Source organism: Pseudidiomarina sp. (genome assembly GCF_048267825.1).
In the GTDB taxonomy this organism is placed as follows: Bacteria; Pseudomonadota; Gammaproteobacteria; order Enterobacterales; family Alteromonadaceae; genus Pseudidiomarina.
The window spans coordinates 53,874-74,565 of sequence record NZ_JBLWWR010000007.1; the positions used below are offsets into that span (position 1 = coordinate 53,874).

Below are 20,692 nucleotides of genomic sequence, written 5' to 3' on the forward strand. Positions count from 1 at the left end.
CGGCAGACCCGCGTCGGAAGAATGAGAGGAGATTTCGCGTGAGCATTAGACTCATCACTGCGCTAATAGCAAGTATTCCATTTGCTGCTAGTGCGCAATCGCAGTTGAACCTGACTCAAGGTGTTACCGAGATCAGTCAACGCGTTTACGACCTTCACATGACGATTTTTTATATTTGCTGTGTGATAGGTATTATCGTTTTCGGAGTCATGTTTGTTTCCATGATTGTCCACCGCAAGTCCAAAGGCCATAAGCCTGCGACGTTTCATGAAAGCGTTAAGGTAGAGATACTTTGGACCATTATCCCATTCCTGATTCTAGTCGGTATGGCGATTCCAGCGACCAAGACGCTATTTGCCATGGAGGACGCGTCCGAAGCTGAAGTCACTGTGCTGGTTACCGGGTCACAATGGAAATGGCACTACAAGTACTTCGAACATGACGTTGAGTTCTTTAGTCTACTGGCCACACGCCAAGACCAAATTAACAACCGTCTCGAAAAAGGTGAAAACTACCTGCTTGAAGTTGACCGTCCATTGGTTATTCCAACAGATACCAAAGTTCGTTTCTTGGTTACGTCAGATGATGTTATCCACTCATGGTGGGTTCCAGATTTCGCCGTGAAAAAAGATGCGAACCCAGGCTTCATCAACGAAGCTTGGACCAAGGTTGATGAGCCAGGAATTTATCGCGGCCAATGTGCTGAACTTTGCGGTAAAGACCACGGCTTCATGCCGGTTGTTGTTATCGCCAAAGAGCCAGCGGAATATCAAGCATGGATAAGCGAACAAGAAGCCATTGCAAAACAAGCAGCTGAAGAAGAACAACGCTTGCTGTCTATGTCGATGAGCAAAGACGAACTCATGGAGTTAGGCGAGCGCGTGTATTTGGGTAGCTGTGCTGCATGTCACCAACCTAGCGGTGAAGGTATTCCTGGCGTATTCCCAAGCTTGAAAGGCACCGAAATGGTCTTGAACGACCAGGCGGGCCACATTAATATCGTTGTCAACGGTAAAGCAGGTACAGCCATGCAAGCATTTAGCAATCAGCTAAGTTTGCGCGAGCTGGCGGCTGTTATTACCTATGAGCGTAATGCTTGGGGCAATGACACTGGCGACCTGATTCAGGCCGCTGATGTAAACGAATTTTTGAATCAGTAAGGGAGACCCGATATGAGCACAGTTGCTGGCGAGATGGATCATAACGACCATCACCACCACGCGCCATCGGGTATTACCCGTTGGTTATTCACGACAAACCACAAGGACATCGGTTCGATGTACCTTTGGTTTAGTTTTATTATGTTTTTGGTTGGCGGTTCAATGGCGATGGTTATTCGGGCCGAACTATTCCAACCAGGTTTGCAATTGGTTGAACCGCATTTCTTCAACCAAATGACCACTGTTCACGGCCTCATTATGGTATTCGGTGCAGTTATGCCAGCTTTCACCGGCTTGGCGAACTGGATGGTACCGATGATGATTGGTGCGCCAGATATGGCACTACCGCGGATGAATAACTGGAGCTTCTGGATTCTACCGTTTGCGTTTGCAATCCTACTGGCGTCGTTGTTCATGGAAGGTGGCGGCCCAGCGTTTGGCTGGACGTTCTATGCGCCACTTTCAACCACCTACAGTAGTGACTCCACGGCACTGTTCGTGTTCTCGGTTCACATCATGGGTATTTCGTCGATTATGGGCGCAATTAACGTGATTGTGACCATTATGAACATGCGTGCACCTGGCATGACCTACATGAAAATGCCGCTGTTTGTGTGGACATGGTTTATCACAGCCTTCCTGCTCATCGCTGTAATGCCTGTATTGGCCGGCGCCGTAACCATGGTGCTAACGGATAAATACTTCGGCACCAGCTTCTTTGACGCAGCAGGTGGTGGTGACCCCGTATTGTTCCAGCATATTTTCTGGTTCTTCGGGCACCCCGAAGTTTACATTATGATTTTGCCGTCCTTCGGTATCATCTCGGCGATTATTCCGGCGTTTTCCCGTAAACGGCTGTTTGGTTATTCGTCGATGGTTTACGCCACGGCGGCCATTGCTGGTTTAAGCTTTATCGTTTGGGCACACCACATGTTTACCACCGGTATGCCAGTGGCAGCAGAGATATTCTTTATGTATGCCACCATGCTGATCTCGGTGCCAACAGGGGTGAAAGTATTTAACTGGGTAGCCACCATGTGGCGCGGTTCAATTAGTTTTGAAACCCCTATGTTGTTTGCCTTGGCGTTCGTGATTTTGTTCACAATTGGCGGTTTTTCTGGGTTGATGCTTGCAATTACCCCAGTTGACTTCCAGTATCACGACACCTACTTCGTGGTCGCGCACTTCCATTATGTGCTCGTTACGGGTGCCATTTTCTCGATTATGGCAGCTGCGTACTATTGGCTACCGAAATGGACTGGCCACATGTACAACGAAACCTTAGCGAAATGGCACTTCTGGACCTCGCTGATCTCGGTCAACGTGTTGTTCTTCCCAATGCATTTTGCAGGCTTGGCCGGTATGCCACGTCGTATTCCGGACTACTCGCTGCAGTTCGCTGACATTAACCAAGTTGTTAGTATCGGTGGCTTTGCGTTCGGCTTATCACAGCTCATCTTCTTGGCGGTTGTGATCAAGTGTGTACGCGGTGGCGAAAAAGCATCTGCGAAACCATGGGAAGGTGCCGAAGGTTTAGAATGGACAGTACCGTCACCGGCACCGTACCACACCTTCGAAACACCGCCTGAGGTGAAATAGAAATGACTGGTAATAATCCGACACCTAACCCGCGCCCAAACAATGCGCGGGTCATTCGTCGCCTACTGTTTGTTGTTGTAGGCATGTTTGGTTTCGGGTTCGCATTGGTGCCATTGTACGAAGTGTTTTGCGACATTACTGGCTTTAACGGCCGCACAAAAAACGAACAGGCGGCCGTTAATACACGCCAAGTCGACACTTCGCGCACCATCAATGTACAGTTTATTACCCGGGTGAATACGGGGATGCCGTGGGGGTTCAAGCCGGAAGTAACATCCGTGCGCGTGCATCCCGGCGAAACCAAAGTAGTGAACTTTTTGGCGAATAATCCAACTGGTCAAAACATGGTGGCGCAAACTGTGCCTTCAGTTGCGCCAGGTGAAGCCGGTTTGTATTTGAATAAAACCGAATGTTTTTGCTTTAACCAGCAGCCCTTGGCGGCCGGTGCCAAAACAAAAATGCCAATGCAGTTCTACTTAGACCCGGATATTCCTAAACATATACATACGTTGACTTTGTCATACACGATGTACGATATGACAGCCAATGCTCAACCTGATGTTCTCGCAACCTTTGAAGCAACATCAGCAGACTGAGGATTAGTTTTATGGCACAACAACACGAAAAATATTACGTACCTGCTTCAAGTCCGTGGCCGATAATTGGCGCTATCGCGTTAGGCTTAATCGCTTTTGGTGCAGGCCACACGGTTATCGACATGAAGAACGAAGCCACTGACGGCTGGGGTGTCAATGTACTCCTGGGCGGCATTGCAGTGCTTCTGGTTATGTTATTTGGTTGGTTCCGCGACCAAATAAACGAGTCGATGGCCGGCATGTATAGCAATCAGTTGGGACATTCGTACCGTCAAGGTATGAGCTGGTTCATCTTTTCCGAGATCATGTTCTTTGCGGCGTTCTTTGGCGCATTGTTCTACGCCCGTGTGATTGCGGTTGAATGGCTCGGTGGTGGTGGCAACAACGCTATGACCAACGAGGTGTTATGGCCGGGTTTTGAGGCCCATTGGCCGCTCACGCAAACCCCAGGTGGCACGGAGTCTGGTGCAATGGGCTGGATGGGGCTACCGCTTTACAACACAATTATCCTGATTGTTTCAAGCGTTACCTGCCATTTTGCACATGTTGGGTTAGAAAAAAATAACCGTAAGCAGCTGACTGGTTGGCTGGCTGTTACCATTATTTTAGGCTGTACCTTTTTATACCTGCAGGTTGCGGAGTATATTCACGCCTATGAAGAGCTGGGGCTAACACTCGACTCGGGTATTTACGGAAATACGTTCTACCTGCTTACCGGCTTTCACGGTATGCACGTAACACTCGGTACCCTGATGTTAATCATCATGTTCCTGCGAGTTATCAAAGGTCACTTTACTCCAGAAAAGCATTTTGCTTTCCAGGCAACCAGCTGGTATTGGCACTTTGTTGATGTGGTTTGGGTGTGCTTGTTTATCTTCGTTTATATTCTTTAAAGCAGTTGCGGCCAGTTGCGGCCGTATTGAGGCTCCTTGTTAAGGGAACATCAATACGGTCGTGGATTTGGTGTCAACACCCCAGATGCCAGTAGTATCACGATCACCACAATGGCTATAGCGGAAAACAACACCCGTTGTCCCAGGTATTTGGTCATTGAAGGTTTGGTCGGGTCGTCTCGGAGCATGGCAAATAATGCTCGGAACAGGTTTACGACCATAAATAACATGAGTAGTACCAATATGATTTTTGCAGTAATAACCATCACAGATTCCTATCGAAAAGTTTCGTTCGGAGCTCGACATGCGTAAAGGCAAACTCCTTGCTACGCTGCTCACTGTGCTGGCAATTGCGATTTTGGTCAAGCTTGGATTGTGGCAACTTGATCGTGCCAATGAAAAAGAACAACTTTTTGCAGATTACGCAAACCGGTCTACCCCAACAATTTCGTTAAACACCCATCGCGCGCCCGCAACGGATATACCGCGTTTTGCAGACGTTTCGGTGCAAGGCGAACTGCTTCAAAATTATCTCTTACTCGATAATCAAATCATGGATGGCCAAGCGGGCTATCACGTTATTGGCTTACTCGAAGCGAACTTCGCCGATGCCACGCAGCATATTGTGATGATTAATATGGGCTGGGTACCCTGGGGCGAAACAAGGCAGCAACTGCCAAAACTTCAGTTACCCACAGGAAAAGTAACCATAAACGGTTACTTTTATGCGCCCAACATCAGTAAAATTTGGGGCATGGGTGATACCTTAGTTGAAAGCGACCAATGGCCTGTGCGCGTGCAGCAACTTGATGCCGATGCAATTCGCGCGGCAACTCAACTTCCCATTCAACCCTATGTGGTGCTACTCTCAGAATCTGCTGAACTGGGTTGGCCGCGCCAATGGCAACCGCAAGTTATGAAACCAACCAAGCACCGTGCTTATGCATTCCAATGGTTTTCTCTCGCCATCGCATGCTTGCTAGTTTTCTGGTTTGCCAGCCGTTCCAAAAAAATAAAAACAGAGGAATGACCATGTCCACTATCAAAAAATCGCGCGTTACTCTTGTTGGTGTTGTGCTCGCGTTTTTAATTCCAGTTATTGGCGCTAAATTAGTGCTGGACCAAAACTGGTATCAAGGTGCAGCAACCAACAAGGGCACCATGATGGTACCCCCAGTTGAGCTGCGCCAGCTTAGTGACAGCTTACCTGAAGGGTGGCGTGTAGCCTTGCGTGACGACGGCAATTGCGATCAAGCATGTGTGCAAGGCTTGTATGCGATTAATCAACTTGATGTTGCCCTTGGCAAAGAAACAGACCGCGTCAGCCCTATCCTGATTAGTGCCAGCGGTACTCAACTCGACTTGAATCAAGTGCCGCGGGTTAAGCATGTGCAAAACCTCGCGCTGGCTCAAGCCGTTGCAGACATTCCGGCACATCACTTATTTATTATTGATCCACTCGGTAACATCGTTCTTTATTATCCAACGTATGAAAATGAAGAAGCGATGCGCGCAGAAGCGAAGAATCTACTCTCTGACCTGCGCACTTTGTTAAAGCTTTCTAAGATAGGTTAGTCGCATGCGCACATTCGTTAAATTAACTGTTGTTTTAGCTTTTGTGGTGATTGTTCTCGGTGCATATACGCGCCTGACTGACGCTGGTTTAGGCTGCCCCGACTGGCCAGGTTGTTACGGCGAGTTAACCGTTCCGAAAGATTCTAACAAGGCCGCTGAGTTATTTCCTGATGCCCCATTGGAATCGCAAAAAGCCTGGAACGAAATGATTCATCGCTATGCGGCGGGCACACTTGGCCTGTTCATTTTAGCCCTTACTGTATGGGCATTTATTCGCAAGCGTAAACACCCCGAACAACCGGTATTATTGCCGGTTGCGTTGCTGTGCCTGGTGACCTTCCAGGCGGCCCTGGGTATGTGGACCGTAACCATGAACCTGCAGCCCCTAATTGTTATGGGGCATTTGCTGGGTGGTTTTACCACGATATCGTTGCTGTATTTATTATCACTTCGCCTTAAGCGCGTGCACATGCCGCTTGGCGATGCCAAAATGAGAACGCTGTCGGGCTTTGCCCTGTTTGCTTTACTTGTCGTGATAGGACAGATTGCCTTAGGTGGTTGGGTTGCTGCCAATTACGCGGCAATGGCATGTACCGACCTGCCATTTTGCGAGGGCAATTGGAGCGAACGCCTGGACATAGCAGGCGCGTTCTCTGTACCAGACGCAAACACGTATCAATATGGCGCCCACGACTACGCGGAACGCATGACCATGCACGTCGCGCACCGATTTGGCGCATATTTCACCGCTATTGTGGTGGGTTTGTTACTCTGGTTTGGATTTAGACGCACACAAACCAGCATAATTCGCAGCAGTTTGAACTGGGTTGCATTATTTTTAGTTATTCAACTGGCGCTAGGGTTCAGCAATGTTATTTTCATGCTGCCACTTGGCGTTGCAGTAGCGCACAATGCTGTGGGTGCGCTTTTGTTACTTAGTTTAGTTGGGTTAAATTACAAGATCGCCCGCAACGCGTAATGACGTATCACCGCGTGAAGTACATAATGACAACGGCGAGGTAAATTCGAATGTCAGAACAAGCTCAAATGTCAGGCGCCGATAAGGCGCTTGCTGAAACCTATAAAAAACATGCCAGCTGGCGTGACTACTTAACCCTGACCAAACCCAATGTGGTGCTGCTGTTGTTACTGACTGCATTGGTTGGAATGTGCCTCGCGACGCCTACTTGGGTGCCGTGGCAAATCATGGTTCCTGGTCTGATTGGGATTGGCTTAATGTCCGGCTCAGCGGCCGCTGTAAATCATCTGGTTGATCGCCACATTGACGCCCGCATGGCTCGTACGCTGCGTCGCCCGTTGCCGTCGGGGGCCTTGTCGCCTAAGCGGGTACTCACCTTTGCCGCGATTATCGGCGCGTTAGGGTTCGCGGTTCTGGCTCTTTGGGTCAATATGCTGACCGCTTGGCTGACGTTCGCCAGCTTGATCGGGTACGCCATGGTTTACACCATGTACTTAAAACGTGCCACGCCACAAAACATTGTTATTGGCGGCTTAGCCGGTGCTGCACCACCGCTGCTTGGGTGGACCGCTGTAACCAACGAAATTCATCCGTTTGCAATTTTATTGGTCATGATTGTGTTCACCTGGACACCACCTCATTTCTGGGCGCTTGCCGTTCACCGCGCCAAAGATTACGCCAAAGCTGAGATTCCAATGTTGCCGGTAACACATGGCATTGAGTTCACTAAAACCTGTATTTTGCTGTATACCGTGTTGCTCGGTATTATTTGTTTGCTGCCATACATTGTTGGCATGTCGGGCGTTATCTATTTAGTCGGCTCGAGTATTTTGAGTATTTGGTTTTTGGTTTATGCTTGGAAACTGAAGTTCGCCCCAACCAAACACACTGCGTTTAACATGTTCAAATTTTCAATCTGGCAGTTATTCGCGCTGTTTATTTTGTTGCTTGCAGATCACTACTTAGTCTCACCCGCATTTGTCGGGTTATAGCCACAGAAGGGAGTTCTACAATGCAAAAGCTGCTCGTTAGCATCGTCGCACTAGTTGCTTTGGTATTTGGTGTTGTAATCTACAACAACTTACCAAAGCCGGAACCGCAAGCACTGATATACGACCCGCCACGTACGTTGGAGTCGTTCACGCTGCAAAGCTCACTTGGCAACGACGTGACCAATAACAATTTGCAAGGTCAATGGACGCTATTGTTTACCGGCTACACCTTTTGCCCGGATATTTGCCCCACCACCATGGCGAACCTACGCAAAGCCATGCCTGACTTGCAGAAGCATGCTGAGCATCCGATAAACGTTTGGATGATTTCGGTAGACCCGCAACGCGACACCGTTCAACGAGTGACCGATTACGCAGGTTTTTTCGGCCCTGAATTTGTCGGCGTGCGTGCCGAGCATCCGCAGCTGTACCCGTTCGTAAATGGTTTAGGGTTGATGTACTCAATACCCGACGAAGGCGCTACTGATTATCTCGTGAACCATAGTGCAGCAATTGTTTTGGTGAACCCTGATGGGCAGCGCCAAGCTATTTTCAAAGCTGAGCACGTGATGGGTGAAATACCGTCGGTAAACATGACGCAATTGATCACCGACTTCGCGATCATTGCGTCACAGTTTGATTAAGGGCTAGTCTGGCCAACGTCCGCGTTCATCAGCGCGGACAAACGGGTGCGAATACCAATAAAACCGGCCTGCTTGCGATTTACTCGGCACCGTACAATTTACCCGCGACCGGCCAATCGGCACTGGCTGCTCAAGTTGCACCGTAAAGGTATTCCCGTCCCACTCAGGTCGCAGCACTTTACCCCCTGCAAAACAGGTCATTTGGCTCGGGTTAAAGTCGTCAGTTGTTGCAACGCTAACGCTGAAGCTTGGGGTCGTTTGCCCTTCGGGAACTAACATTTCTTCAGGCTCATAGTCAGTTATCGGTAAACCCAAACTCTTCATTTTTGTGCTAAGCGTTTCTAAATTCGCATACTGGGCCGATGCTGGAAATCGCGGAATTGCGGTGGCCGGGCTGTGCGAAGTCCACGGTCCCGAGTGCTGGCCAAATGCTATAAAATCACGCTGTTGCAGCAGTTCCTGCAGTGCCACATCGTATTCACCGTACGGATAAGCAAGATGACGGGGCTGCTCGCCGAGGTTTTCGTCAATCTCGCGCTGGGCATCAAGCACATCGGCGACCACCCGCTCACGCCACTGCTGTTCGGTTTCGTCTTCATAACGCCACGTCATGTGCCAGTGACTATTGGTATGGTTCGCAATCTGCGCACCATGTTTCTGCAGTTCGCGCAATTGTTCCCAACCCATATATTGGCTCGAGGCTTCCCGCATGAGTTTTGGGTTCACAAAAATGGTGAAGGGATAATTGTATTCTTTGAAAATCGCCAACCCTTCGCGGTAAACATTGCGCCAGCCATCATCGAACGTTATTGCCGCGGTGTATTCCGGCAACGATTCGCCAGCGGCAAATCGGCGTTGAATTTCAGCAATGGACAATACCGTAAAATCGTTCTCTTTTAACCACGCGAAGTGCGCCTCGAGCTCTTCGGCTGTCACTGAAGTCACACGCGGTGTATCATCCCCAATGTGGTGGTATTGCAACACAGCAACACTGCCGGGTGCAGCCCACGACACACAGCTCATTAACCCAAGAACAATAAGCATGAAACGCATAAACAAACTCCCGTTCAATTTTGGTAAGCGCGCTGATCACCGCACGATTTTTGCAATTGCTTTGCCCATGATCATATCAAATATTGCCGCACCTTTATTGGGTTTAGTGGATACCGCTATTATTGGGCACTTGCCCCAGTCGATTTATCTCAGTGCTGTTGCGCTTGGCGCCATGGTTGTCAGTTTTATTTATCTTTTAGCCATTTTTTTACGCATGACAACCACAGCCGAGATCGCGCATGCCTTTGGCGCTAAAAATCATGCCGCCGCGCAGCAAGTGGTGGTGCATGGCATGGTACTGGCAGTAAGTATCGGGCTGTTGCTGCTACTGGTGACACCGTGGATTATTGATTTTTCGTGGTGGGTCATCAATCCCAGCCCTGACTTGCAGCGCTACGCGTCACAATATATTGGTATCCGACTTTGGGCAGCGCCTGCTGCACTGATAAACTTGCTGGTACTGGGTACCTTACTCGGCCGCCAGCAAAGCCGCGCGGCAATGGCCTTGGTGATATTTACCAATGCCGTGAATGTTATTGCTGACGTTGTTTTAATTTTAGGCTTAGGAATGAATGTTGCCGGTGCTGCATGGGCATCGGTGCTGGCCGAAGTGTCCACCGCATTGCTAGGGCTTTGGCTGATTCGTGATGTGTTACCCGCACCGCACTTATGGCGCATTACACCCAGCTATCTAAAACGCTTTGCGGCAATGAACCGCGACGTGTTTATTCGCTCACTGTTGTTACAACTTTGTATGGCCACAATGACCGGTTATGCCGCGCGCTTTGGCACCGTGGTGGTGGCTGCCAATGCGGTGCTGATGCAGTTTTTACTGCTTATTTCACTGGGCTTAGACGGCATTGCCTATGCAGTAGAGGCACTGCTGGGGGCCGCGCGCGGACGTCAAGACACCGCTAAAATTCGTTACTGGATGCGTCTCACGCTGTTCTGGTCGATGCTGTTCGCACTAATGTATAGCCTGATATTTTTTGTGCTCGGCGATTGGATAATTCGCACACTGACCGATTTACCCGACGTAATTTCAGTTGCGCAGCGTTACTTGCCCTGGTTAATCGTACTACCTCTGCTGGGGCATTGGAGTTACTATTACGACGGCGTTTTTATTGGTTTGGGCCTCACGCATGCCATGCGCAATACCATGGCGGTAAGTGCCATTGGCGTGTTTGTGCCGGTTTGGTTACTCTCCCAGTGGTGGCTTCCAAATGAAAACGCCAACCACGGCTTGTGGTTGGCGTTAAGCTTATTTCTACTGGCCCGTGGTTGCAGCCAGTGGGTTTACTTACGTCAGCGCGGCCTTACATCGCTGGTGACAGCGCGAGACCAAGCTTAATTTTTAAACCATTTTAATAGTACGAATGTTCGCCAGCTTGGTGCTCTGTAACGTCTCGAACGCCATTAAGCTCACCTGGGAAACGTTGTACAAGTTCCTTTTCGATGCCCTCTTTCAGAGTCACATCGACCATACTGCACCCATTACAACCGCCACCGAACTGCAACACGGCAATACCGTCGTCGGTAATGTGGTTCACAGAAACCTTACCACCGTGGTTGGCCAACTGCGGATTGATGTCAGCTTGAATAACGTATTCAACACGCTCAATTAATGGCGCATCGTCAGCCACTTTTCGAGCTTTTGCGTTGGGTGCCTTCAGCGTGAGCTGCGAACCAAGATCTTGCTCTTCAAAATCAATCGCAGCGTCTATCAAGAATGGCGCGCTGCCAGAATCGACCACCGCATCAAACCCGCTAAATGGCAATACTTCATCGTCCGGCTCAATCGCGTCGGGCGGACAATATGAAACACCACATTCGGCCGACGGCGTACCCGGGTTCACCACGAACACGCGAATATTTGTGTTATCCGGTTGTTCGGCAAGCAACTTGCGAAAATGTGCTTGCGCACTTTCTGTAATACGAATCATGGGTTAACCACCTCACTGCTATACCTGAGTAATTTAGTAAGGTATATCTTATCGCAAATTTCACGCATTGCATAGTAATCAGCTTGGGCATTGTAGCTAAGTTTGCTAGCGTGGCAGCACTTAGTTTGGCTATGCAACACAGGATACCGTCATGGTTCGTATTATATCGATTGCCCTATTTTGGCTAATCACTTCAGCAGCGGCGCAAGCCTCCACGCTAGAAGACTATTTACCAAAAGATGTGACTTATAACCCAGATATTCCAACACCGAAAGAAGTACTTGGCTACGAAGTCGGTGAATGGCATGTGCGCCCGGAGCAGTTAGCCCAGTACATGGAAATTTTGGCGGAAAAATCTGACCGCTTCACGCTAGAGCGCACCGGTTACACGCATGAGCGTCGTCCGCTGTTGCTGGCAACGGTTACCACGCCAGAGAATCATAAAAATATAGATAGCCTGCGTGACCAACACCTTGCGCTTGCTGATCCAAACCGTGAAGGTGACCCTGAAAACGCACCTTTAGTGCTTTATATGGGCTACAGTATTCACGGCGATGAGCCGAGTGGCAGTAACTCTGCGCTGTTGTATGCCTATTACTTAGCAGCTGCAGAAGGTGACAAAATTGAACAGGTATTACGTGATTCAATCATCTTACTTGATCCAAGTTATAACCCTGACGGTTTAGCCCGGTTTGCCCAGTGGGCCAATCAGCATAAGAGCCAAAACCTCGTTGCCGATACCCAGCATCGCGAACATGTGCAGCCGATGCCACGCGGTCGTGTTAACCATTACTGGTTCGACTTAAACCGTGACTGGTTGTTATTGCAACACCCTGAGTCACGCGCGCGCATCGCGAATTTCCAAAAATGGAAGCCGAACGTTTTAACTGACTTCCACGAAATGGGTACTGACAGCACGTTTTTCTTTCAGCCGGGTATTCCGTCACGGAAAAACCCAAATACGCCTGACGAAAACGTTAAGCTAACCGAAACATTGGCTGAAGGCCATGCTGCGGCATTGGATGAACAAGGCCGTTTGTATTTTACCGAAGAAGCCTTTGATGACTTTTACGTCGGTAAAGGTTCAACCTATCCAGATGTGCAAGGTGCTATCGGCATTTTGTTTGAGCAAGCGTCTAGCCGCGGGCACGCGCAAGACTCAATTAACGGCTTGGTTGAATTCCCGTTCACCATTCAAAACCAGTTCACCACATCACTGACCAGTATGTACGGTGCACATGCGAACAAAAGCTGGTTCCTGGACTACCAGCAGCGGTTTTATGACAACGCATTGGCTGCCGCGAAAAAGGCCGGCTTTAAAGGCTATGTGATCAGTGACCCAACTGACCCTGGGCGTGTTCAGGAGATGCTAAACATTCTTGCCCAACACGGCATCAAGAGTTACGCATTGGAAGACTCTGTAAAGCTTGACGGCGTTACCTACCCTGCCAACGAAAGCTATTACGTACCGCTTGAACAAGAACAGTATGTTTTGATTCGCGCTATCTTTATGGACCAACAGAGCTTTAAAGATAACACCTTCTATGATGTCTCCGCGTGGACATTCCCGCATGCCTTCAACGTTAACTTTGCTAAGTTCGACGGTTGGAGTATCGACACCGCGAACGAAGCTTGGCAGGCGCCACAACCGAAGCAAATCAGCTTCGCTAAAGACGCCTATGCCTATGCGTTTGAATGGCACAATTACTTTTCGCCACGTACATTAAACCGCTTACTACAAGCTGGCATTCATGTGCGCCAAGCGAACCAAGAATTCACCGCGAAAACAACCAATGGCGAATACAAATTTAGCCCTGGCACCGTGGTTGTCACGCGCGCCTATCAAGATCATGACTGGGCAGACGTACAGGCGAAATTGTCTGAAATTGCCAACGTAAACCAGGTTGACGTGCACGCGATTACCTCAGGTCTTACCCCAAGCGGTATGGACTTAGGCAGCCGAAACTTGTCACCCGTTGAGCCAGTCAATGTCATGATGGTGGTTGGTACCGACGCCAATATGTACGAAGCGGGCGAAGCATGGTATTACCTTGACCGCCATGTCGGTATTCCCGTGTCGATGGTTGATACCGACCGTTTGAACTCAGCCGATTTGTCACGATATACGCACATTATTATGGTTGACGGCCGTTATTCGAAACTGAATAAACGCAGTGCCGAACGCCTGCGCAATTGGGTTAACCAGGGCGGCGTAATTATTGGTCAACAAGGCGGGTCAAAGTGGCTGAGCAACAACGACATTTTGGCAGCTAAATTCGTTGAAGACAAAACCTTCCGCGAAGCCTTCGAAAAAGAAGAGTTAACGTATGCCGACATGGATGATTTCTATGGTCAACGTCGTTTAGCCGGCGCAATTTTCGAGTTACAGCTGGATACCTCGCACCCGCTAACCTTCGGCTATCCGCGTGCCACACTGCCAGTATTTAAAGACAGCGTGAATGCGATGGTGGTACCCGAGCAGCCGTTCGTAACTGTTGCGACTTACAGCGAAAAAGAACCGCTGCTTGCCGGCTTTACCGCCGCCGCAAACCGCGAAGTATTGGCTGACAAAGCGGCAATTGTTGCGCATCGCCAAGGTCGTGGCCGGGTTATCGCGTTTACTGACGACATGAACTTCCGTGCGTTTTTCTGGGGCAGTGCCAAGCTCCTCAGTAATGCGATTTTCTTAGCGCAAGAAGTTCGTCCAACAATGAGCGATGAAGAAAACGTTGAAGCTGCAGCTGCCGAAGCAGCTGAAGCCGCTCACGCGCATTAATCGCTAACCACCGGTTGGTGCGGCTCGGCATACGCCAGCGTCCACGCATCAACCGCTCGTGCCCCACGGCGCAGCAACGCATCTGCAGCAGCAGATATTGATGCGCCCGTGGTCAGCACATCATCAATAATCGCTAACTTCAAACCGCTAACATCACGACTGCAATGCATGCTGCGGTACATATTTTGCCAGCGCTGCCCTGCTGCCGCATGGTGTTGCGCGCCGTCATCATCCCGAATACGACGCAACAAGCCGGTAGCCACTGGCAGTTGTACCAACTCAGCCACCTGATGGGTTAACAAACCAGCTTGGTTATAGCCACGCTGACACCAGCGCTTATACGTCATCGGCATTGCTACCAACATATCTGGCCAAGCGTCATCACGTTCACGGTAGCAATGGTGCACTTGTGCCGCCAAAAATGGCGCCAATATGCCCGCCAGTTCTGGGCAACGTTGAAACTTAAAGCGGTGAATAAGGTGTTGAATATCGGCCTGCCAGCGGAACGCCGCAAACCAATAGCGCCCTTGAGCCCGATCAGGGCGTTGGCAGCGCCAGCGCAAACACGAAGGTGGTAACCGCGGTAAATCATGTAAACACACGTGGCAGAGCCCACTTGATTCAGCGATTCGTAATGATTGATCACATAGCCAGCAATACCCTAACATAGACGCATCCTTTCGCAGTGATAGAGAATCTAAAATGGTAGCTTCGGTTTGGCGTGCCGTCAGGGGCACAGGGACGGATATTGTTGTACTCCATGGCTGGGGCTTGAATGCCAATATCTGGACCCCAGTCATTACGCCATTAGCGCAGCTTGGCACCTTGCACCGACTGGATTTGCCGGGTTATGGCGAGTCGCCGTGGCCGGATAATCAACCGGTCGACTTCAATACCCTGTGTGAGCTCACTCTGGCCGCCTTGCCTGAGCGCTGCCACTTAGTTGGCTGGTCGCTGGGCGGGTTGGTCGCAACTGAGTTGGCACTGCGCCAGCCCGAGCGCTTTCATAGCCTGACAACGGTCGCGTCATCGCCATTTTTTCCAGCGCAAGCAGACTGGCCCGGTATAGAACCCCATGTACTCAACACCTTTGCGAAGCAGCTCAGCAAAGACTTTAAGCGCACGGTTGAACGTTTTTTGGCGTTGCAGTCGCTGGGCTCACCGCACGCGCGCGACGACATAAAACAGATTAAAGAATGGTTATTTGCCAAACCGATGGCTTCCGTTGAGGTGTTGGATGCAGGGTTGGATATGCTCGCTACGGTTGATTTGCGCGAACGTTTAGCAGGGCTTGAAGTGCCGCTGTTACGCATTTACGGGAAGTTGGATGCGCTCGTGCCAACAACGGTCGCCGAGAAAGTCAGCGCGATTTTGCCGTCAAGCATCGCGCACATCGCACCCAAATGCAGTCATGCCCCCTTTATCAGCGACCCACAGGGCTTTATCGCAGCCATCACACCGTTTTTACGCCAGCACACGCCTTAGCGTTGGCAACTGGGGCAATAAACCGTGCTGCGTTGCCCCAGCCGTATTTCTTTCAAACGCCCTGAGCACTGCATGCACAACTTGCCGCCACGGCCGTAAACCATCAACTCTTGTTTAAAGTAACCCGGCTGACCGTCCGCTTGGGTGAAGTCTTGTAAGGTGGTGCCGCCTTGCTCAATCGCTTTGGCGAGCGTGGCTTTAATAATGGGCACCAATTGCTCATAACGGCGCTGACTTATCTTTCCGGCCGCACGTTTTGGATGAATACCGGCCTTAAACAGCGCTTCGTTGGCATAGATGTTACCCACCCCAACCACCACATGGTTATCCATAATAAAGGTCTTAATGGCTTGCTGACGGCCCCGTGACGCTTTGAACAAATAGGCCTCGTTAAACGCATCGGTTAACGGTTCAGGCCCCAACGCGCGCAATAGCGGATGGTTCTCGCTTGGGTGCTCTTTAGAATACAACCAGCAGCCAAACCGGCGCGGATCGTTAAAACGCAAGCACTTACCTGATTCCAGCACCAAATCGATGTGATCATGCTTTACCGCAGGTGTGTTGGCTGGCACCACGCGCAGCGCGCCTGACATACCAAGGTGAATAATCAAATGCCCCGCCGAAGTGTGCACAATTAAATATTTGGCGCGCCGCTCCACCTTGGTAATTAACGCGCCAACAACGCTATCAATCTCTTCAGGCACAGGCCAACGCAAGCGCCGATCGCGCACAATAATTTGGGTTATTTTTTGCTGCTGCAGGTGCGGTGCTATACCACGGCAACTGACTTCTACTTCTGGCAACTCAGGCATAAAATTTCACTCATTGGTTAAGGCTTGCGTGAACGAATAATTGTATGAAAATTAGTGCACGCGCACTACTTGTGTTTCACTGTAGCGTCATCTATATTCGCGCCACTTCGTACGAATTTGGCTTTTGGGGTTAAATACAGGCAATGCAGGCAGCTCCATCGACGCTTGATCATACAGTTTTTAAAACCTCAGCGATCGACTTTGAACAACTCGCTGAACGCGGCTATGTGGTCGTTTCTAACTTCCTCGCACCGCACTACTGCCAACGGCTCTTCGACTATGCCCAAAACTTAGCTGCCACCGACTGGCAACAGGCGGGAATTGGGCGTGCTGATCAATACACCACGAATACGGCGGTGCGCCAAGATAAGATCCGTTGGTTGCAGCGTGATTATGCGCCTGAGCGTGCCTACCTTGATATGATGGATGGCTTGCGGGTGCAAGTGAATCGCGAATTGTTTATGGGGCTATTCGATTATGAATGCCATCTTGCCCACTATCCGCCCGGCGCTTTTTATCGTAAGCACCTCGATGCCTTTAAAGGGCGCAGCAATCGCATTCTCACCACGGTATTTTATTTAAACCCACACTGGCAGGAAGCCGACGGCGGTCAACTGGTCATGTACGACGAGCGCGGGCGGGTGTTAGAAACCATTTTACCGCAAGCCGGCAAGTTGGTTATTTTTCTTAGCGATGTGTTTATGCATGAAGTGCTGGCAGGTAATCGCGATCGGTTTAGCATTACCGGTTGGTACCGTCATAACACCAGTATCAACGGCGTGATTGATCCCACGCGTTAACGATTTCAAATGATTCGGTACTACAGATACAAAAAAACCCAGCCAGGCTGGGTTTTTTGTGCTCAGAAGAAGCTTACTTAATTTTAGCTTCTTTGAAAACCACGTGCTTACGAACCACTGGATCGTATTTTTTGATTTCCATTTTTTCTGGCATGTTGCGCTTGTTCTTATCGGTAGTGTAGAAGTAACCAGTACCGGCAGAAGAAACTAGACGAATCTTATCACGCATGGTTCAGCTCCTTACACTTTTTCGCCACGAGCGCGCAAATCTGCGAGCACCGCGTCGATACCATTTTTATCAACAATACGCATACCTTTAGTAGAGATACGCAACTTAACCCAACGCTTTTCTGATTCTACCCAGAAGCGGTGAGATTGCAGGTTCGGCAGGAAACGACGCTTGGTCGCATTGCGCGCGTGTGAACGGTTGTTTCCGCTAACCGGACGCTTTCCTGTAACTTGACATACTTGTGACATCGTTTATTTACTCCAAAATTGCTTCAAGCTCGCCTGTCGCCCATCGCGGCCTTGCCTTGAATCCGAGGGCGCATTTTATACAGCAAATTGGCCCGGCAATCAAGTGATCGCTGATATTTTTTGATCATTATGATCCTGTAAACGGCGGCGCTACTTTACTACAAGAGCCCCCGTTCGGCAAATGAAACTGGTGTTCCCGAGCCAATAACGAAATGATCCAGTAGGGCAACGTCGATCATACCTAGGGCCCGTTTTAAGCGCTCTGTTACACGCTGATCTGCCTGACTGGGTTCAGCCACGCCAGAGGGGTGATTATGCGCTAAAATCACCGCCGCTGCATTATGTTGCATCACTAATTTTATTATTTCTCGCGGATATACCGGGGCGGCGTTGATTGTTCCTTGAAATAACTCAACATATTTTAATAGTCGGTGTTGGCTATCAAGCAACAACACCACAAAAATTTCGCGTTGCTGATGCCGTAACTGAGCCGTCAGATAGTCGCGCACCATGGCCGGCTGCGTAAAACCATCATCACGACGTAATTGCCATGCCAAATAACGGCGCGAAATTTCCATCACCACTTGCAACTGCATCACCCGCGCTGGCCCAAGCCCAGGTTGCTCCAATAAAGTTTCCGCGTTGGCGGCCAGCATGCCACCTAAACCATCAAATGCACTCAGTAAGTCACGTGCATAGGCCACCACGTCTTTGCCGCGAATGCCGGTACCGAGTAAAATAGCGAGCAGTTCAGCATCGGTTAACGTTGCCACTCCAAGCTCTGCCATTTTTTCGCGGGGCCGTTCGGTTACGGGCCAGTCTTTTACACTTGTCATGATCGCTCCTTGATCCTTGCTGTTACTCATTAAGAATGAAAATTTAGCATACGGCGGCGCGGCATGATCTAAATTGCGCTGTCGCCTCGGCTTAAGCGCGGCAATAACGCACCCCTGTATAAAATTTCTATATCGCGAAAATCGGGTCTTCGTGGTATTGTAAAAATAGTTAAAAGGTAAGGACTTACTATGAGTACAAGCCCCAAGAAGCCATTAAGCGGCCGACGCATCGTGCTCGGCATAACCGGTGGTATTGCCGCCTATAAAATGCCCGATTTGGTGCGCCGGTTGAAAGACTACGGTGCCGATGTTCGCTGCGTAATAACACAAGGCGGTCAGGCGTTTATTACCCCGCTAACACTGCAGGCGGTTTCTGGCAATCCGGTTCATCATGATTTGCTTGACCCAGCAGCAGAAGCGGCGATGGGCCACATTGAGTTGGCTAAATGGGCTGACTTTGTGCTCATTGCACCCGCCTCTGCCAATACCATTGCGCAACTTGCCCATGGGCACGCCCCTGATTTGTTAACAACCCTTTGTCTTGCAACGGCCGCCCCGGTAGCCGTTGCACCGGCAATGAATCAACAAATGTGGGCACACCCAGCGGTACAGGCGAACTGCGCATTACTGCAAAGTCGTGGCGTAACCGTTATAACCCCAGCGAGTGGCGCACAAGCGTGCGGCGATGTTGGCGCGGGCCGCTTACCGGAACCGCTTGAATTGCGTGAAGCTGTCACCGACTTATTATCGGCAAATTCGATCGAGCTAGCAGTTAAGCACGTGGTTATTACCGCTGGCCCCACGCGGGAGGCCATTGATCCTGTCCGTTATTTAAGTAACCACAGCTCCGGTCGAATGGGATTTGCCCTGGCCGCAGCCGCACAACGTATGGGCGCGCACGTCACCTTAGTGGCCGGCCCCTGCCAATTACCAACACCCGCGGGCGTAACTCGTATAGACGTGGTGAGCGCGGAACAAATGAATGCTGCAGTGATGGGCGTTATTGCCGAAGCCGATATTTTTATTGGCTGTGCCGCCGTGGCCGATTATCGCCCCGCACATGTTGCCGATAATAAAATCAAAAAAGATAATGACGCCATGCATATCGCGTTGGTTAAAAACCCCGACATACTCGCCAACGTTGCAGCGCTTGCCAAAGCGCCCTTTACGATTGGCTTTGCCGCCGAAACCAACGATGTTGCACACTATGCGCAAGGCAAATTACAGCGCAAAAAGCTCAACATGATTGCAGCCAACGACGTCAGCGATACCAGCATTGGCTTTAATAGCGAAGATAATGCCATGCTCTTATTTTGGCGCGACCAAGACAACACCGTGCAGCAAAAAGCACTGGCGCGCGCCAGCAAATCAGCCATCGCCCAGCAAATCCTAGAGCAAGCAGCGAAGCTTCTATCGAATAACCAATAACCAATAACCAATAACGATTAACGATCAACGATCAACGACAAACAGAAGGAGTTTTGCGTGGCCGCGAAACAAGACCGCAAACAAGAAATTTTAGCTGCCTTAGCAACCATGCTGGAAACCAGCCCTGGACAACGCATTACCACGGCGCGTTTAGCCACTGAAGTTGGGGTGTCAGAAGCAGCGCTTTATCGTCACTTCGCATCGAAAGCGAAGATGTTTGAAGGGCTCATCGACTTTACCGAAGATGCCATACTGTCGCGCATCAACCAAATTTTAGACAACGAAAAAGACACCGTAATCCGCTGTGAAATGATTGTACGTTTAATACTGACATTCGTTGAACGCAATCCGGGCATTACCCGTATTTTAACGGGCGACGCGCTGCTGGGCGAACACGAACGTCTGCGTGCACGCGTGCAGGGGATTTTTGAGAAAGTTGAAGCGAACTTAAAACAGGTATTACGCGAGCGTCGCTTGCGTGAACAGGTTCGTGGCGCCCTTGACGAAGGCATGCTCGCTAACCTCTTGATGGCCTATGCCGATGGCAAGGTCACCCAGTTCGTACGTTCTGAGTTTAAACGGGCACCCACTGAACATTTTGATGAGCAATGGCAAACCATCGCTCAGCAGTTATTAAGTTAACA

Annotated in this window: 23 protein-coding genes; 15 read left to right on the top strand and 8 right to left on the bottom strand. The window is 50.0% G+C overall.

Annotated elements, in window-relative coordinates:
* Positions 1–44: 44 nt before the first annotated feature.
* Genes coxB through ACN0UN_RS07480 form a run of 4 tightly spaced genes read left to right on the top strand, consistent with a single transcriptional unit; the run spans position 45 to position 4,248 of the window.
* Positions 45–1,160, top strand: coding sequence for a cytochrome c oxidase subunit II (gene coxB / locus ACN0UN_RS07465; RefSeq protein ID WP_417659487.1), 1,116 nt, complete (start codon positions 45–47; stop codon positions 1,158–1,160).
* A gap of 12 nt (positions 1,161–1,172) precedes the next feature.
* Positions 1,173–2,759: a cytochrome c oxidase subunit I gene (gene ctaD / locus ACN0UN_RS07470; RefSeq protein ID WP_417659434.1), complete on the top strand. Its 1,587-nt coding sequence runs from the start codon at positions 1,173–1,175 to the stop codon at positions 2,757–2,759.
* Positions 2,760–2,761: 2 nt separating this feature from the next.
* Complete coding sequence (locus tag ACN0UN_RS07475) at positions 2,762–3,355, top strand: cytochrome c oxidase assembly protein (RefSeq protein WP_417659435.1); 594 nt, start codon at positions 2,762–2,764, stop codon at positions 3,353–3,355.
* 11 nt (positions 3,356–3,366) lie between these two features.
* A complete protein-coding gene (locus ACN0UN_RS07480) occupies positions 3,367–4,248 on the top strand; it encodes a cytochrome c oxidase subunit 3 (RefSeq protein WP_417659436.1) in 882 nt (293 codons plus the stop codon).
* A 50-nt stretch (positions 4,249–4,298) separates the two neighbouring features.
* Here ACN0UN_RS07480 and ACN0UN_RS07485 read toward each other — a convergent pair whose 3' ends face one another.
* Positions 4,299–4,514 carry a DUF2909 domain-containing protein gene (locus ACN0UN_RS07485; RefSeq protein WP_417659437.1) on the bottom strand — a complete coding sequence of 72 codons (216 nt, stop codon included), beginning with the start codon at positions 4,512–4,514 and terminating at the stop codon, positions 4,299–4,301.
* A gap of 38 nt (positions 4,515–4,552) precedes the next feature.
* Between ACN0UN_RS07485 and ACN0UN_RS07490 the strand changes: the two genes are divergently transcribed.
* The 5 genes from ACN0UN_RS07490 (at position 4,553) to ACN0UN_RS07510 (ending at position 8,438) form a co-directional block, all read left to right on the top strand.
* The gene (locus ACN0UN_RS07490; protein ID WP_417659438.1) at positions 4,553–5,278 is read left to right on the top strand and encodes an SURF1 family protein; all 726 of its coding nucleotides are present in this window, start codon (positions 4,553–4,555) and stop codon (positions 5,276–5,278) included.
* 2 nt (positions 5,279–5,280) lie between these two features.
* Positions 5,281–5,823, top strand: coding sequence for a hypothetical protein (locus ACN0UN_RS07495; protein WP_417659439.1), 543 nt, complete (start codon positions 5,281–5,283; stop codon positions 5,821–5,823).
* 4 nt (positions 5,824–5,827) lie between these two features.
* Complete coding sequence (locus ACN0UN_RS07500; protein ID WP_417659440.1) at positions 5,828–6,802, top strand: COX15/CtaA family protein; 975 nt, start codon at positions 5,828–5,830, stop codon at positions 6,800–6,802.
* A gap of 68 nt (positions 6,803–6,870) precedes the next feature.
* Positions 6,871–7,794, top strand: coding sequence for a heme o synthase (cyoE, locus tag ACN0UN_RS07505; protein ID WP_417659488.1), 924 nt, complete (start codon positions 6,871–6,873; stop codon positions 7,792–7,794).
* Between the two features lie 20 nt (positions 7,795–7,814).
* Complete coding sequence (locus ACN0UN_RS07510) at positions 7,815–8,438, top strand: SCO family protein (RefSeq protein ID WP_417659441.1); 624 nt, start codon at positions 7,815–7,817, stop codon at positions 8,436–8,438.
* 3 nt (positions 8,439–8,441) lie between these two features.
* Here ACN0UN_RS07510 and ACN0UN_RS07515 read toward each other — a convergent pair whose 3' ends face one another.
* Entirely contained in the window at positions 8,442–9,491 is a 1,050-nt protein-coding gene (locus tag ACN0UN_RS07515; protein ID WP_417659442.1) for a polysaccharide deacetylase family protein, read from the bottom strand.
* Here ACN0UN_RS07515 and ACN0UN_RS07520 point away from each other — a divergent pair.
* Positions 9,481–10,842 carry an MATE family efflux transporter gene (locus ACN0UN_RS07520; protein ID WP_417659443.1) on the top strand — a complete coding sequence of 454 codons (1,362 nt, stop codon included), beginning with the start codon at positions 9,481–9,483 and terminating at the stop codon, positions 10,840–10,842. The two genes, ACN0UN_RS07515 and ACN0UN_RS07520, sit on opposite strands and share 11 nt — an antisense overlap.
* Positions 10,843–10,855: 13 nt before the next feature.
* Here the strand turns inward: ACN0UN_RS07520 and nfuA are convergent, their stop codons facing one another.
* The gene (gene nfuA / locus ACN0UN_RS07525) at positions 10,856–11,434 is read right to left on the bottom strand and encodes a Fe-S biogenesis protein NfuA (protein WP_128352287.1); all 579 of its coding nucleotides are present in this window, start codon (positions 11,432–11,434) and stop codon (positions 10,856–10,858) included.
* Positions 11,435–11,585: 151 nt separating this feature from the next.
* On the opposite strand from nfuA, the gene ACN0UN_RS07530 reads away from it, so the two are divergent.
* Positions 11,586–14,210 (top strand): M14 family zinc carboxypeptidase, encoded by a 2,625-nt coding sequence (locus ACN0UN_RS07530; protein ID WP_417659444.1) that lies wholly within the window; start codon positions 11,586–11,588, stop codon positions 14,208–14,210.
* Here the strand turns inward: ACN0UN_RS07530 and ACN0UN_RS07535 are convergent.
* The gene (locus tag ACN0UN_RS07535) at positions 14,207–14,878 is read right to left on the bottom strand and encodes a ComF family protein (RefSeq protein ID WP_417659445.1); all 672 of its coding nucleotides are present in this window, start codon (positions 14,876–14,878) and stop codon (positions 14,207–14,209) included. The genes ACN0UN_RS07530 and ACN0UN_RS07535 overlap by 4 nt on opposite strands.
* Positions 14,879–14,912: 34 nt before the next feature.
* Here ACN0UN_RS07535 and bioH point away from each other — a divergent pair, with 34 nt between their 5' ends.
* The gene (gene bioH / locus ACN0UN_RS07540) at positions 14,913–15,695 is read left to right on the top strand and encodes a pimeloyl-ACP methyl ester esterase BioH (protein ID WP_417659446.1); all 783 of its coding nucleotides are present in this window, start codon (positions 14,913–14,915) and stop codon (positions 15,693–15,695) included.
* Here the strand turns inward: bioH and mutM are convergent.
* Complete coding sequence (mutM, locus tag ACN0UN_RS07545; RefSeq protein ID WP_339878157.1) at positions 15,692–16,507, bottom strand: bifunctional DNA-formamidopyrimidine glycosylase/DNA-(apurinic or apyrimidinic site) lyase; 816 nt, start codon at positions 16,505–16,507, stop codon at positions 15,692–15,694. The two genes, bioH and mutM, sit on opposite strands and share 4 nt — an antisense overlap.
* Before the next feature lie 143 nt (positions 16,508–16,650).
* Between mutM and ACN0UN_RS07550 the strand changes: the two genes are divergently transcribed.
* Positions 16,651–17,307, top strand: a complete 657-nt coding sequence (locus ACN0UN_RS07550; protein WP_417659447.1) for a 2OG-Fe(II) oxygenase — start codon at positions 16,651–16,653, stop codon at positions 17,305–17,307.
* A 73-nt stretch (positions 17,308–17,380) separates the two neighbouring features.
* Here the strand turns inward: ACN0UN_RS07550 and rpmG are convergent, their stop codons facing one another.
* The 3 genes from rpmG to radC all read right to left on the bottom strand — a co-directional run bounded on the left by rpmG (position 17,381) and on the right by radC (position 18,620).
* Complete coding sequence (gene rpmG / locus ACN0UN_RS07555) at positions 17,381–17,536, bottom strand: 50S ribosomal protein L33 (protein WP_092857736.1); 156 nt, start codon at positions 17,534–17,536, stop codon at positions 17,381–17,383.
* Positions 17,537–17,547: 11 nt separating this feature from the next.
* The gene (rpmB, locus tag ACN0UN_RS07560) at positions 17,548–17,784 is read right to left on the bottom strand and encodes a 50S ribosomal protein L28 (protein ID WP_128352293.1); all 237 of its coding nucleotides are present in this window, start codon (positions 17,782–17,784) and stop codon (positions 17,548–17,550) included.
* A gap of 158 nt (positions 17,785–17,942) precedes the next feature.
* Positions 17,943–18,620, bottom strand: a complete 678-nt coding sequence (gene radC, locus ACN0UN_RS07565) for a RadC family protein (protein WP_339878163.1) — start codon at positions 18,618–18,620, stop codon at positions 17,943–17,945.
* Between the two features lie 189 nt (positions 18,621–18,809).
* Between radC and coaBC the strand changes: the two genes are divergently transcribed.
* On the top strand, positions 18,810–20,048 hold the full coding sequence (gene coaBC, locus ACN0UN_RS07570) for a bifunctional phosphopantothenoylcysteine decarboxylase/phosphopantothenate--cysteine ligase CoaBC (RefSeq protein ID WP_417659448.1): 1,239 nt from the start codon (positions 18,810–18,812) through the stop codon (positions 20,046–20,048).
* Between the two features lie 57 nt (positions 20,049–20,105).
* Positions 20,106–20,690 carry a nucleoid occlusion factor SlmA gene (gene slmA, locus ACN0UN_RS07575; protein ID WP_417659449.1) on the top strand — a complete coding sequence of 195 codons (585 nt, stop codon included), beginning with the start codon at positions 20,106–20,108 and terminating at the stop codon, positions 20,688–20,690.
* The last annotated feature ends 2 nt before the right edge of the window (positions 20,691–20,692 follow it).